The sequence below is a fragment of the Psychrobacter sp. AT9 genome (assembly GCF_047272965.1).
In the GTDB taxonomy this organism is placed as follows: Bacteria; Pseudomonadota; Gammaproteobacteria; order Pseudomonadales; family Moraxellaceae; genus Psychrobacter; species Psychrobacter glaciei.
On sequence record NZ_JBKOTW010000001.1, the window covers coordinates 381,954 to 396,328 of the forward strand.

Genomic DNA, 14,375 nt, shown 5'->3' on the forward strand with positions numbered 1-14,375 from the left:
CAAAGTGATTCGATACCGCGATTTATCAAGTTCGACACGAAAAGATATCAATATGGCATATCGGAGCACCGAGAGAGGTGCGACGTTGATAGTGGTCTTGTTATTTTTAGTGCTTATTATGCTAGCAGGTGCAATAGCAGTTAGACAAAGCACGACAGATCTTAAAGTGGCGACCAGTGACCAAATCAACACTGTATTACTCCAATCAGCAGATAGTGCCAACCAAAAGCTAGAGGTGATGGTGAATGGGAGCGCAGACTCCACTGGGTACAGAGATGTAACGAGTGCTACAGGAGCACTGGGTCATTTTTTATTATTTGAAGAGAATAAAATTAATGAGTTCATTTATTGCTTTAATCCTCGGACACAAAGCTATCTAACAAACAGTGCGACTGTTAGAGCACCTCTTGGCGGATATGTGGATGGATTGAATAATGGTGTTTGTGATTATACCGATGCAGCTGATTATACCAGTGCTAGACAAGCCGTCATGACGCAGATGAGTATTACAGTTACGCCTCCTAGTGCCAATGCAAAGCCGTTTGAATCTGTTGTTCTTGGCAAAGAGATTGAGGATAGAACCAGTAAGAAGTATCAGTTCGATATCAGACCGACTTCTTCGCTCCCCGCTTATAGTGAACCAAAATCAGGTGCTGATAAATGTTTTGAGCAAACCAGCATTTCCTCCAACGTAGCTGCTGGGAAAAAATCATTAAATGGCTGTCTGTTAGCGGCTAACACACCTAGCAAAACGCTGTATGAGCAAGCGGATGTCGAAAACCTTTCTTCTTCTACCAAATGTTATCCGTTCGGCAAAGGGACACTAAATCCGCTATGTGTACTAGCTACAACGCCTTAACTTGCTTATTCATTACACCGATATAATATAAGGACAGATGTCATGAAACGATTTGACGACGTACAGCGAACGACTAACGTGATCACGGTACCCTTAAAGTATCTAGTCGTTGTCATGGCATCGATAATGATAATGCCTGCATCACAGGCAGATGTGGCAGGTAAAAAGATTGGCGATTTAGAGATTTATAAAGCGGCAGAAGGTGGTAAGACTACAATCACCATGATGCTAGATACTTCGGGTAGTATGAGTAATGATCAGGTAAATTACGCTTGTGACTTACCTGCTGGTGTGTCTTTTACAAAAGGTTCTGAAAACTCAAATACCACGCCTACGTATATAAAGAACTATTGCACAACTGGAACAAGATATTTTTATCGCTTGGATAGAGACAATGGTAGGTGGTATCGGTGTGGCGATAGCAATGGCTCTGGATCTGTTGACTACGGTTTTGCCGACTGTGGTACAAGAATATATAACGTTCCATCAGTCGATGGTTTTGACTATGTAACATCTGGCACCAATAATAGATACTTCTACAAGAATGGGAGCAAGGTTTATGATCGTCTCACTCGTCTAAAAGATGCGATTTTCACTTTAATGGACAGTAGTCTTCTAGATCCTAAAAAGGTATCTATTGGTATTGGTCAGTTCTCTACACAGAGTAATAGTAATAATCAATATATAGGTGCTAATGGAAGGAGTGGCAAAATACTGGTACCAGCAGCATTAGTGAATGATGCACAGCGTAGCTTAATTAAGACACAGGTAGCAGCTTTGATAGGCTCCAATGGTACTCCCACCGCAAATGCTTATGCAGAGGCCGGTGCTTACATGTTAGGCACGAATACTGTATATCTTAATGGTATCGGTAATTATAGTGGTTTTGACGAATCTGTTACTACCTCCAAAACTAGTAGTAACTATATTAGTCCATTGTCATCACCATCTTCTTGTGATGGACGAGGCATATATTTCTTAACAGATGGTAATCCTAACAGCTCGCCTGATCCTGCAAGAATAATGCGTACAGTATTGAAAAATAATAGTTTTTCAGTACCTTCAAACTCCTTACCTAGTGGTAGTGACAATAATAATGGTATGCCTGAAGTTGGAGCATTTGCCAAAGCCTTACGGGATCCAACCATCAATCCTCTAGGAACAGATAGAGAGATTTATACCGCAGTGGTTGGCTTTGGCTCAGATTTTAATGTCGATAGAGTGGCAGACGTAGCAAAGCCTTTAGCGGATCGAGTGATACGTAATCTTCCTTATACCAATCCAAAGACAGGCATTACAGTAAATCGTGATTTTTATAATTGTAAGAACATTACAAATATTGATGCACAAAACGCCTGTAACTGGGGTGAGAAGTCTCATCCTTCTCTAGCAGGAGTTGGAGGCTTTGGTGAGGGTGGGTTTTATTCAGCGCAGTCTACAGATGATATTGTCAATAGTATCGTGAGCTTCGTCAGTGATTTGAATCAAACCTTACCGTCGGTGCCATCAGGTACAATCGTTATCCCTGACGATCCTTACCGTGCTGATAGTCAGCTCGCTGTCGCCTATTATCCGACATTACAACCTAAGGTCGCTGAAAATTCAGTCATTTGGGATGGTAATATGAAAAAATATACCCTAAATGAAGGTACCTTATATGGTAAAGGTAATGCCAAGCTATTCAAAAGTATCGCAGGTGATTTGGATCCGGCGACGCAAGATATGTGGTCAGATAAGAACTACACTGGGGCCAATGATAAAGTGGAATCTGGTGGTTTTTACGCGCAATTGAACACACCCGCTACTGGCGTCACCTCAGTTAGAACGCTTTATGTCGAAGACTGGGAAAACTCATCTACTAAAAAACCAGTTTTAAGAAAAGTAGGGGTAAGTGTTGCTGGTAAGGTAGTAGTAGATGGGGTGGCTTTGACGAATACTACATTTAAAGATACTGCTACCTATAATGAAGCAACGTTAAAAAAGTTATTGAATTTCTTAGGATTCGATATTCTTCCGAGTACAGCTGTAAAAGATATGACACTTAGCACAGCTAATGTATCGAAAGCTATCAAGGTGCTTGGTGCTACTATTCATTCTACCCCAGCAGCCGTTTCCTATTCAGCAAACCTTGATGCGACTACTGGTAGAGTTACCGATACGCGTGATGATTACGTGCTATTTGGCTCATCAGAAGGTGGCTTGCATTTAGTAGATGCAGATGACCAAAGCGATGGTGGTGGTACAGAAAAATTCGTTATCATACCGAAAGAGATGTTGACGGATGTCAGTAAGTCAAATGCGCTTATTAAAGATGCAACTAAAGCTGATATAGGGTCACCAAACTTTGGCATAGATGCTCCTTGGTTAGTCACTGCTGATTATAATTATAATTTGTCTAATAATAGAGTAAATGTCAACACAGCAGGTGGTAAAGGTGTCTTTGCTTATGGTGGCTTGCGTATGGGCGGTGAGGCTTTTTATGGACTAAACCTAAATGATAGTGACAATCCAAGTATGATATTTGCTATTACGCCAGCCACTGCAGGGTTTGGTCGTATGGGTCAGATTTGGGAGAAACCTACCAAGGCTAAAATAAAAACTAGTACGACTGATACGGGTACTGATGTACTGGTATTCGGTGGTGGCTATGATATGTGTTATGAAAATGAAAGCTTTCAGGTTGGCGTCACAGATACAGCCTTAGGTACTTGTTCAACCAAAACATCGACCAAGGGTAATGCTGTATATATTATCAATGCCAAAACAGGCGCGCTGATTTGGTCGGCTTCTAATGCCTCTAATTCTCAAGGTGCCTCAAATACTGTTACTAGTATGACCAACAGTATCGTCGCTGGTGTGACCACGTTGGATCGTAATAACGATGGCTTTATGGATCATATCTATTTTGCAGATTTAGGTGGTCAGATATTCCGTGCAGACTTTACTAATGCTGGCTTTGTGAGACCAGTAACATCAGGAACTGCATCGCCTGAAACATCTTTTACTAATACCAGAGTCACTCGTGTACTCAAAAGTGCCTACACAGGCAGCGATGCAAAATATAACTATCGCTTTTACGAGCGTCCAGTTGTCAGTTTCTATCGTAATGATACCAGTAATGATTTGTTTGCATTGGTTAATGCTATCTCAGGTGACCGCAGCTCGCCTTTATCAAAAATACGTGATAACACCAAGGCTGATAGGCTGTATGGCATTATAGACAGCGATGTTACCAAGCTAGATAATGTTTTTTATTCCAATAACTTTACGACTGCAGGAACAGCAGGAGGCCAAGCAATCGTAGATTTGACCGCGAACAATACCGCCTCAAGTAGTTTAGCTGAGTTGCCTTCAGCAATTGGGACGCTTACTGCCACAGGATATACCTTAGCTCAAAAAAATGTGACCATTAATACTCTAAAATCGGGAGCCAAACAAGGCTGGTATTATCCTCTGACTCGTTTTGATGGCTACGGTAATGTGAGATATGGTAAAGGTATCGGTAAATCTGAAGTGGTTGATAGCTTTATATACACGACTGTCTACAATCCAGACATGAGCTATGGTGCTGTAGACTCTTGTTCTGCCAAGGTTACAGGTGGTTCAGAGCGACAGCTCTATTGCCTACCTTACGGTATTTGTACCGATGAGGCTTCTAAGAATGGTACTGCTGGATATGTACAAGCAGGCAAAGGCATACAAGAGCTAACACTCGGACCACGTAGCTCGAACCTATCCAATCAGCGTTTACTTATTGGTACACGTACATTGACCGAGCGTGTGAATGATCGGGTCAACTTTGGGTCTGATAATGGTAAAGGGCTTTTCAATGCACTTACCAATCCAAAGGGATTGAATCAAGGTGGTTTAGCAGCGGCTGACAGCATCATAGGTAATGGCACAGCGCCCGATTTTATATTTAACGAACGTTATACTCTACAGCCGAAAGTATGGTACGAAGTAGACTGATAGGATAGTCGCATGAATATGAAAGCGTTGAAGCAACAGCTAGGATTTACGCTCATAGAGCTGATGGTGGTCATCATGATAGTAGCTATCTTAGCGGCAATTGCGATTCCGTCTTACCGTCAGTTTGTAGTACGCAATGCCGAATCGCAAGCGCAAGCGAGTATGCAGCAACTGGATATAGAGCTAAACCGTTGGCGTGCTAGTGCTTTGACTTATAAAGGCTTCAAACCCAAAAAAATAGCAAGTAATGGGGATGTCAGTTACGCATACGATTCAACCAACAATAAAACTATTTACGTCCCTAAGGGTAGCGATAGCACTAACTACAGTTATCTAATTACATTAGTCGATGCTAGCACGGGTAACACGTTAGCCCCCGCAGGTACAAGCTACTCTACTGCGGGTAGCTCGTGGCGTATGTTTGCTCAGCCAAATACTTCCCTTAAAAATTCAGATGCGCAAATTTTGATGACCAGTAGTACAGGCGTGAAATGCAAAAGTAAGGATAGGACGGTTACTACCGCTTCTACTGATTGTGGCATTGGACAGGAGAGCTGGTGATGTCAATTTCTAGCAAAATATTAAAACCATCATCTATACAGCAGCGCGGCTTTACATTAATAGAAATGATGATCGTCGTCGCTATTATTGGTATTTTAGCGGCAATTGCTTACCCTAGTTATCAGCAATATGTCATCAAAACTAAACGTACGGACATGATGACTGAGATGCAAAATATCGCCTCAGAGATTGAAAGTCGTAAACTAGCACAAGGTAGTTATAGTGCTATTAGCGCAGGTATCAAAACGGAATTTTCCACTGCATACCCAAGACAGGGCACTGCGCTATATGACGTAACAATAACAGACCCACTCGTTACTAAATGGACAATTAATGCCATTCCAAGAACAGGTAGTCAAATCGCTAACGATGGCAATCTAAGTCTTAACTATCAAAACATAAAATGTCGTATTCAGGGTGCAAATAGGAAGTGTGGTACTGGTAATGACTGGAATAAATAACAATTTTTGCCAATATCACAAATTTTGACAAAAATTGTCACGTATAGTTACTTTTTATTATTATTATGTGGGTGTACTGACAATTTTCAGTAAGTTAGTAGCAATATTGTCAGTAGTATGTAAGTCTATTTAGCTAGAAAATAGCTATACTTCTTAAGTATTCGGTTGAACAGTGTGATTTAATGCTAAAAATAGTAATTTTCTTAAAATTGGTATGCTATATGCATGCTTTATAGTAAGAAAAAAACAAATTATATTACTAAAGATAAAAAGCGCTGATCGCCACTTGTCTTTATATACCCAAAAGGAGTTCATATGAACACTGCTCAAAAAGGTTTTACCTTAATCGAACTAATGATTGTTGTTGCTATTATCGGTATCTTGGCTGCAATCGCTATTCCTCAGTATCAGAACTATATCGCTAAGTCACAAGTATCACGTGTAATGGGCGAAACAGGCGCACTTAAAACTGCCTATGAAGACTGTTTGAATACAGGTAAAACTGCTGTTGATGCTTGTGATATGGGGTGGACAGGCTCTGATATCCTGAGCATGACAACGTCACCAGTAACGTCTGTTGCGGGTACAGCAGTAACAGATGGTAAGAATAAAGCCGTACTTGCTACTAATGGTACGATCGTTGGTACGTTTGCTGGTAATGCAGCCGCCGCTCTAAAAGCTACTCCTGAAACACTCACATGGACTCGTACTGATGCAGGAACTTGGTCTTGTGCTACTACTGCTGCTAAAAAATATGCACCAGCTGCTTGCCCAGGTGTATAAGTACTAGTCTTATGTAAGTTTAAATAAGTGATAAAAAGCCAAACATTATGTTTGGCTTTTTCGCTTTTAATTTTCACTACATAGTTATTCTGCCAACCAAAACGCAAAAAACCTCCAGAGTTAAAGCTGAGCCTATAAAACTTAGTAACCAAAAATATAAACGTTAAGCTTTGCTTTTTATGTTTGCTTAAAAGGTAATGGCATAGGGTATGCATCGATAACACTATAATTATACATTTGGCTATTATCATGCTATTAACCAAAAAATGTCACAGTACTAGTCAGTTGGGGTTTACCTTGATTGAAATAATGATTGTCGTTGCTATCATTGGCATTCTAGCAGCGATTGCGATTCCTCAATATCAAATTTATATGGGCAAAACGCAAGCAACGAGGGTGATTAATGAATTAGCCCAACTACGACTAACAGTAGAGGAGTGCCTACAGACAGGTAGAACAGTCATTGGATTAGGCAAGGAAGAATGTGACCCTCGTGCTACCGCTTCTAACTTGATAGTAGGAGGATCACAAGTAGGTGTTGTTCTACCCAACAACATGGGTGTAGCACAACTGAGTAATCCACTGACATTGACGACCAGTATTACTGCCATCGTATCTAATCAAGTGAACCCGAAACTATTAGGCAAAAAAATAGAGTGGCTACGCACAAGTTCAGGCTCTTGGAGCTGTAGCAGCGATATAGACGCGTTATATTTACCCAATTCTTGTAGCTATAACGCTAGCCTATAGCTTGCTCAGTTGATAGAGATATTTACTATCTATGCAATAAAAAACCACCTAGCAGCAGATGCTATTAGGTGGTTTTTTATTGTCTTGATATGATATAGGGACTTTAAAGAGAAAGTTATCTTTCCAAGTACTGAATCTTACCTTCCACGCCATCCCACTTTTCAGCTTCTGGCATTTGCCCTTTCATTTCAGTGATGTTTGGCCATTTTTGTGCCAGTTCTTCATTTAACTGCGTAAACATTTCTTGATCTTTTGGTACTTCGTCTTCTGAGAAGATGGCATTGGCGGGGCATTCAGGCTCGCATAGTGCGCAGTCGATGCACTCATCAGGATCGATGACGAGGAAGTTTGGGCCTTCATAAAAGCAGTCCACAGGACAGACTTCTACACAGTCGGTGTATTTGCAAAGAATGCAGTTATCTGTAACGACAAAGGTCATAGTGATGTCTACCTGTTATTGGATTGAGCAAAATAGAATAGTTGAAAAATAAGGCATATTTTAGCGCCTTTACGGCTATTTGACAATTCCCTTTAATGACTAATGAATTTCTTAAGATGATAGAGAAGGTCATGCGCTTGCTTCGGTGTTAGATTGTCAGGGTTGATGGCGCTTAGTTCATCTTGTAAGCTAAACAGCTGATTTTGCTGTGGATTGTTGAGTGTGTTTGATGCTTGAGTAATATGACTCACCTCTTGGTCTAGAGGATGACCATTATAAGCCTGCTGGCGTTTATCCTTTACTGACTTAGCTAATTCATTTTTGTCATCAACTTTATCAACAACAACTTTTTCATTTTCTGTTTTTACGCTATTTATTTTCAAGTTATCTATTTTCAAGTTATCTACTAAATAACGCTTGGCATCATTCAATACCTGAATAGGAATGCCAGCCATCTTGGCGACGTGTAATCCAAAGCTAGAGCTGGCGGCACCTTCGCGAATTTGATGTAGTAGTAGCAACTGACCATCAACTTCACTGGCAGCGACATGGACGTTACGAATGTTAGCATGATTGGCTTCACCATCCTTTGACAATTGCGTCAGCTCAAAATAATGAGTGGCAAATAAGGTTAGGCAGCCAATCTCGACCAAGCGATTGACACAGGCATGAGCAATAGCAAGACCGTCAGTGGTCGCCGTACCGCGCCCGACTTCATCCATTAATACGAGTGATTTGCTTGTTGCTTGATTGAGAATGTTAGCAGTTTCAATCATCTCCACCATAAAGGTAGATTTGCCACCTGCTAAATCATCAGCCGAGCCAATACGGGTAAAGATACGGTCGATATCACCGATATGAGCACGCGCTGCTGGGACAAAGCTACCGCAATGCGCAAGTAGGACGATTAGCGCTGTTTGGCGCATATAGGTCGATTTTCCACCCATATTAGGACCGGTAATCATTAACAGGCGTTCAGGGTTTCCAGCGCTACCAAGTGCGCAATCATTGGCAACGAATTGGTTGGTATGCTTTGCATGACTGTTTTGATTGGTACGATTTCCAATATTAGTTGGATTTAGTACGGCTTCGACGACGACATGACGACCTGCTGTGATATCGATACTGGTTTGACTGTTATTATTCAAGCCATTCTTCGAGTGATTGTTTTTTAAGCCGCTTTCTAAGCCACTATCATCTTTTGAGTTGTTACTCATTATCGGACGTTGCCAGTTATAAGTCACTGCGAGCTGTGCCCAATTGCTAAGCACATCTATTTGGGCGATCGCAGCGCTCAGCTGTTGTAGTTCAGCTAAATGGCTGCTTAAAATGGTTAACAGTTCATTATATAGCTGCTTTTCACGAGTCAATGCTAAGGTTTGTGCGCTCAGATACTCGGTCTCGACATCTTTTAGCTCATCAGTAATAAAACGCTCGCTGCTTTTGAGCGTTTGCCGACGGATAAAATGCGCCGGTGCATTTTTTGCCTGCATTTTGGGCAGTTCAAAATAAAAACCGCTGACTTTATTAAAGCCCACTTTTAGGCTGGGTAATTGGCTCTCTTGACGCGCACGCTCTACCATCTCATCCAATGTCGTTTGAATATTGTCATGCAGATGGGTAAGGCGATCAAACTCTTCATCATAGCCCGCAGCCAACATACCACCATCACGAATATGCGCGGGCGGCTCAATGACAATGGCACGCTCAATCAGCTCGGCGACGGACTGTACCGCAGGTAACTGGTCAGGCAATTGCTGCATCAGCATCGGCAACAGTCCTGACTGCTCATGGCTAATGCCTGAATTTATCAGTAGAGTAGTAATCTGCGCGCTACTAGCGATACCATCAGCGAGTTTACGTAAGTCGCGTGGCTTGGCGCTCATCAGACCGATTCGGCTACTGATTCGCTCAATATCGCCGATGGCATTTAGGGTCTCGCGTAAGTTAGTGACTAATGAATTATTTTCTAAATTTTGCTTCAGCTGTTTATTTTCGTCAGATTGATTGTCTGTCTGCAAAAGACTGGTTATCGCATTTAGGCGCATATTGATACGTGAATGCTGACGTAAAGGGCGCTTCATCTGCTGTACCAGCAATCGTCTACCCATTGGGGTCTGACAATGGTTCAGCACCGATATCAATGAAGTGCCGCTGTTGCTGACAGGCGTAAATAGCTCAAGATTCTGCTGACTATTGGCATCGATAATCAGATAATCATCGTTGTACTCGACGATGAGTTGATTGACTTGTGGCACATGACGCTGCTGGGTTTGCCGCGCATAATGAATAAGCGCAGCACAGCTAGATTGCGCCAATGGCTTGTCGCTAATACCTAAGCCATCTAGACGTTGCACACCAAACTGTTGACAGAGGGTTGTGCTGGCATGCTCACGATGGAAGTCATTGGCGGCGACTTCTATAATAGGACAGTCAAGGTTTTGACGTAGCCACAGCAGCCATTCTGCATCAGTACCACTAATAATATCGCTCAGTGCTTCGCTAATGATACATTCACTGGGCGCAAAGCGTGCGAGCACCGTCAGCATCTGGGTTTGTAAGCCTTCGATATCATTTTTATCTGCTGTCAGGCTTTGGGTAATCAACGTGCCAGCGGCTAAATCCATTTGGCTAATGGCAGCTTGTAGTGGCTGATTGCTATTCGATTTAGGTATAGCAATATCAATGGCGACCACAGTAGGGGTATGGTTTGGCGCAATTAATGCATCATCGGTAATCGTACCTGCTGTCAGAGTTTTGACCACTTCACGGCGCATAATACTGCCAGCGGTCGATTTGCTTTTATCTTTTTTCTGCTTATCGCCCATCGTAGGCGTATTGGATTTATTACTCGCATTGCCAGTGGTTGATTCGTCGATTTGCTCGCAGACGACAACTGTCTGCCCAGCCGCAATCAGCCGTGCCATATAGCTGTCAGCCGCATGAAATGGTACGCCTGCCATCGCAATTGTGTTGCCTGCTTTGTCCGTACCACGGCGAGTGAGCGTGATATCCAATATTTGTGCCGCGCGCTTGGCATCATCGAAAAATAACTCATAAAAATCACCCATGCGGTACAGCAGTAGCGCTTGTGGATAATTGGCTTTCATGGTTAGATATTGCACCATCATTGGCGTATGGTCTGCCAAATGGTAAACGGCGTCACCTATGACTAACGGTTCAGGTGAATGAGGGCTTTGAGCGATTGGTTTGACAGTCATGCACGGTCTCTTGTGGTTCTTAGATAAGTTTACGATGGGTGAAATGATGTGGTTATAAGAATGAATAGTCATCAAACTATAGCTTTGAACGAGGCGTTCAAAAGCTAAGTAGCTTAAAGGTATAAGCGCTATTTTAACACGTCCTGCGCCACTTTTACGTTGGCAAATATCTGCTCGCTGCCCTTGTATCCATCAGCGTCATAACCATATATAATGACGGCACACTTAGTTGGGCGATACTTCATTAGGCGACATGTTATCAGGCAGTATCTTATTCATGAGTGCTTTGTTAATCAGTGCTTTGTTAAGCGTTACTTAGTCGGGTAATGACAAGGATGACAAGGCAGCACACTAAACCTTAGCTAATGCGCACTAATTATCGAATATTTCCATAGGTCAAAAAATTATGTTATCAAAGATTATAGGTAGTGTCGTTGGCACCAAAAACGACCGCGAACTAAAGCGCATGCGCAAAGTGGTCAGCAAGATCAACGCACGAGAAGCTGAAATACAAGCCCTGTCTGATGAGCAATTACAGCAAAAAACCGAAGAGTTTAAAGCCCGCCATCAAAAAGGTGAGAGCTTAGATGCATTGTTACCAGAAGCGTTTGCCGTCTGCCGTGAAGCGTCACTACGGGTCAATGGCATGCGCCACTACGATGTGCAGCTAATCGGTGGTATTACCTTGCACGAAGGCAAAATCGCTGAGATGAAAACCGGTGAGGGTAAAACCTTAATGGGTACCTTAGCCATGTATCTAAATGGCATCAGCGGTAAAGGTGTGCATCTGGTCACGGTCAACGATTATTTGGCGGCGCGTGATGCTGAATTGAACCGTCCATTATTTAGCTTTTTGGGCATGACGGTTGGGGTCATTTATTCGCAGCAACCACCACAAGAAAAGATTGATGCTTATCAAGCTGATATCACTTACGGTACCAATAACGAATACGGCTTTGATTATCTACGCGATAATATGGTGTTTAGTTTAGGCGAGAAAAAGCAACGCTCATTAAACTTCTGTATTATTGATGAAATTGATTCTATCTTAATTGATGAAGCTCGTACGCCGCTGATTATCTCGGGTCAAGCCGAAGATTCATCGCGTATGTATGCGCTGATTAATACGATTATTCCTGTGCTAATCCGTTCAAAGGACGAAGAAGCCAATAAGAACAACGAAGAAGAAGATTTTTGGATTGATGAAAAGAACCGTCAGATTGAGATTAGCGAAAAAGGCTATGAAAAAATTGAGCGCTTCTTAATTGAAGTGGGCGAGCTTGGCGAAAACGAAAGTTTATATAGCCCAAGCCGTTTGCCATTGTTGGCTCACGTACAAGCTGCCATTCGTGCTCATCATGTGTTTGTCAAAAACGTTCATTACATTGTCGATGAAGGCGAAGTGGTCATCGTTGATGAAAATACTGGTCGTACCATGCCTGGTCGTCGCTGGTCAGAAGGTTTGCATCAAGCGGTAGAAGCCAAAGAAAATGCTGAAATTCAAGCAGAAAACCAAACGCTGGCAACAACGACATTCCAGAACTACTTCCGTCTGTATGAAAAATTATCTGGTATGACGGGTACGGCTGATACTGAAGCGGCAGAATTTAAGTCAACCTATGACTTAGATGTCATCGTTATCCCAACGCACGAGCCAATTGCGCGTATCGATATGGATGACCAAATTTTCTTAACCAAGTTAGGCAAATACAAAGGCATCATCCGCGAAATCAAAGAGATTCAAGCCAAAGGTGCGCCAGTCTTGGTGGGTACCGCGACGATTGAAGCCAGTGAAGAGTTGTCTTATTTGCTCGATGAAGAAGGCGTCAAGCACAACGTTCTAAACGCCAAGCAGCATGAGCGTGAAGCAGAAATTATCGCGCAAGCGGGTAGCCCAACATCTGTCACGATTGCCACCAACATGGCTGGTCGTGGTACAGATATTATTCTTGGTGGTAACTGGCAGTCGTTTATCGAAGACATTGACTCTGTCAGCCCAGAAGAGATGAAGCGCCTCAAAGCGGAATGGCAAGTTAGGCATGACCAAGTCGTTGCCGCGGGTGGTTTGCATATCATTGGTTCTGAGCGTCATGAATCGCGCCGTATTGATAATCAGCTACGTGGTCGTGCTGGTCGTCAAGGTGACCCTGGTATGTCACGTTTCTTTTTATCGCTCGAAGATGACTTGATGCGTATCTTCGCAGGCGATCGTGTCGTAAATATGATGCGTGCCATGGGTCTCAAAGAAGATGAAGCCATTGAGCATAAAATGGTCTCAAAATCGATTGAAAACGCCCAAGGTAAAGTGGAAAGCCGCGATTTTGATGCGCGTAAAAACTTGCTCAAATATGATGATGTTGCCAATGAGCAGCGTAAAGTCATCTACGGTCAGCGCGATGATTTGTTAGCAGATATGGATTTGTTAGAAGCCATTGAAATCATGCATCATGAAGTCTATAACGCCATGATCAGCCAATTTATTCCGCCAGGCTCTATCGATGACCAATGGAATGTTGACAGTCTAGAAGATGAGCTTGAAGATGAATTTAAGATATCAATGCCGATTAATGATTGGCTAGATGAAGATCGCCGCTTGGATGAAGAAGGGCTACGCGCCAAAATCATTCAGACAGCACTGGATCATTATCATGGTCGCCGTGAGCAGATGGGTGAAAAAGATGCTGCCCAGCTTGAGCGTCACTTTATGCTTCAGAGCCTAGATAAACATTGGAAAGAACATCTGACGCAAATGGATCAGCTGCGTAAAGGCATTCATCTGCGTGGTTATGCGCAAAAAAACCCTGAGCAAGAATATAAGCGTGAATCATTTGAGTTGTTCCAAATGATGCTAGGGGCGATTAAATCAGAGACCGTACAAGATTTATCACGTGTGCATATTCCAACCAAAGAAGAGTTAGAAGCGTTAGAGATTCAGCAGCGTGAGAATGCTGCGCATATGCGCATGCAATTCGAGCATGATGATGTGGATAATTTGGATAGTAGCTCGAACAGTCCAGCTGGTCAACCGCAACCACAGAACCGCAGCACTGGTGGCGGTGTTGCGGCAGCTGGCATGAGTGCTGCTGTGGCTGGTAATGGTGGTCATGCTAATGAGCCTAACCCTTACGCTGGTATGAACATCAGCCGTAATGCACCTTGTCCTTGTGGTTCAGGACTTAAGTATAAACAGTGCCATGGCAAAATCTAGGGCGTGTCATCATTTAGATTGTGAGACTTAAAATGAGGAAAATTGCAGCCAAACAAGGAAGAAATTGCCGTAAATATGAACATATTGACAAGATTTCTGACGATGTTTGGCTAAATTTAGCCAT

General features: G+C 42.7%; 9 protein-coding genes. 7 read left to right on the top strand and 2 right to left on the bottom strand.

Annotation, left to right across the window (positions count from 1 at the left end; all coding sequences use genetic code 11):
- Positions 1 to 52 precede the first annotated feature (52 nt).
- From ACMFL8_RS01640 to ACMFL8_RS01665, 6 genes are all read left to right on the top strand, one after another.
- Complete coding sequence (locus tag ACMFL8_RS01640; protein ID WP_228293221.1) at positions 53 to 859, top strand: PilX N-terminal domain-containing pilus assembly protein; 807 nt, start codon at positions 53 to 55, stop codon at positions 857 to 859.
- A gap of 42 nt (positions 860 to 901) precedes the next feature.
- A complete protein-coding gene (locus ACMFL8_RS01645) occupies positions 902 to 4,828 on the top strand; it encodes a pilus assembly protein PilY (RefSeq protein WP_413189914.1) in 3,927 nt (1,308 codons plus the stop codon).
- 12 nt (positions 4,829 to 4,840) lie between these two features.
- Entirely contained in the window at positions 4,841 to 5,389 is a 549-nt protein-coding gene (locus ACMFL8_RS01650) for a type IV pilin protein (protein ID WP_413189915.1), read from the top strand.
- Positions 5,389 to 5,850, top strand: coding sequence for a type IV pilin protein (locus tag ACMFL8_RS01655; protein WP_413189916.1), 462 nt, complete (start codon positions 5,389 to 5,391; stop codon positions 5,848 to 5,850). Before ACMFL8_RS01650 ends, ACMFL8_RS01655 begins: the two co-directional genes overlap by 1 nt.
- A 315-nt stretch (positions 5,851 to 6,165) precedes the next feature.
- Positions 6,166 to 6,633 (top strand): pilin, encoded by a 468-nt coding sequence (locus ACMFL8_RS01660; protein ID WP_413189917.1) that lies wholly within the window; start codon positions 6,166 to 6,168, stop codon positions 6,631 to 6,633.
- Between the two features lie 249 nt (positions 6,634 to 6,882).
- Positions 6,883 to 7,383, top strand: coding sequence for a pilin (locus ACMFL8_RS01665; protein ID WP_413189918.1), 501 nt, complete (start codon positions 6,883 to 6,885; stop codon positions 7,381 to 7,383).
- Positions 7,384 to 7,498: 115 nt separating this feature from the next.
- On the opposite strand, the gene fdxA is transcribed toward ACMFL8_RS01665, so the two are convergent.
- Together fdxA and mutS are read right to left on the bottom strand one after the other, a co-directional pair.
- Positions 7,499 to 7,822 carry a ferredoxin FdxA gene (gene fdxA / locus ACMFL8_RS01670; RefSeq protein WP_101205516.1) on the bottom strand — a complete coding sequence of 108 codons (324 nt, stop codon included), beginning with the start codon at positions 7,820 to 7,822 and terminating at the stop codon, positions 7,499 to 7,501.
- Between the two features lie 92 nt (positions 7,823 to 7,914).
- Positions 7,915 to 11,043, bottom strand: a complete 3,129-nt coding sequence (gene mutS / locus ACMFL8_RS01675; RefSeq protein WP_413189919.1) for a DNA mismatch repair protein MutS — start codon at positions 11,041 to 11,043, stop codon at positions 7,915 to 7,917.
- Between the two features lie 406 nt (positions 11,044 to 11,449).
- Between mutS and secA the strand changes: the two genes are divergently transcribed.
- Entirely contained in the window at positions 11,450 to 14,251 is a 2,802-nt protein-coding gene (gene secA / locus ACMFL8_RS01680) for a preprotein translocase subunit SecA (protein WP_201592630.1), read from the top strand.
- Positions 14,252 to 14,375: the final 124 nt, after the last annotated feature.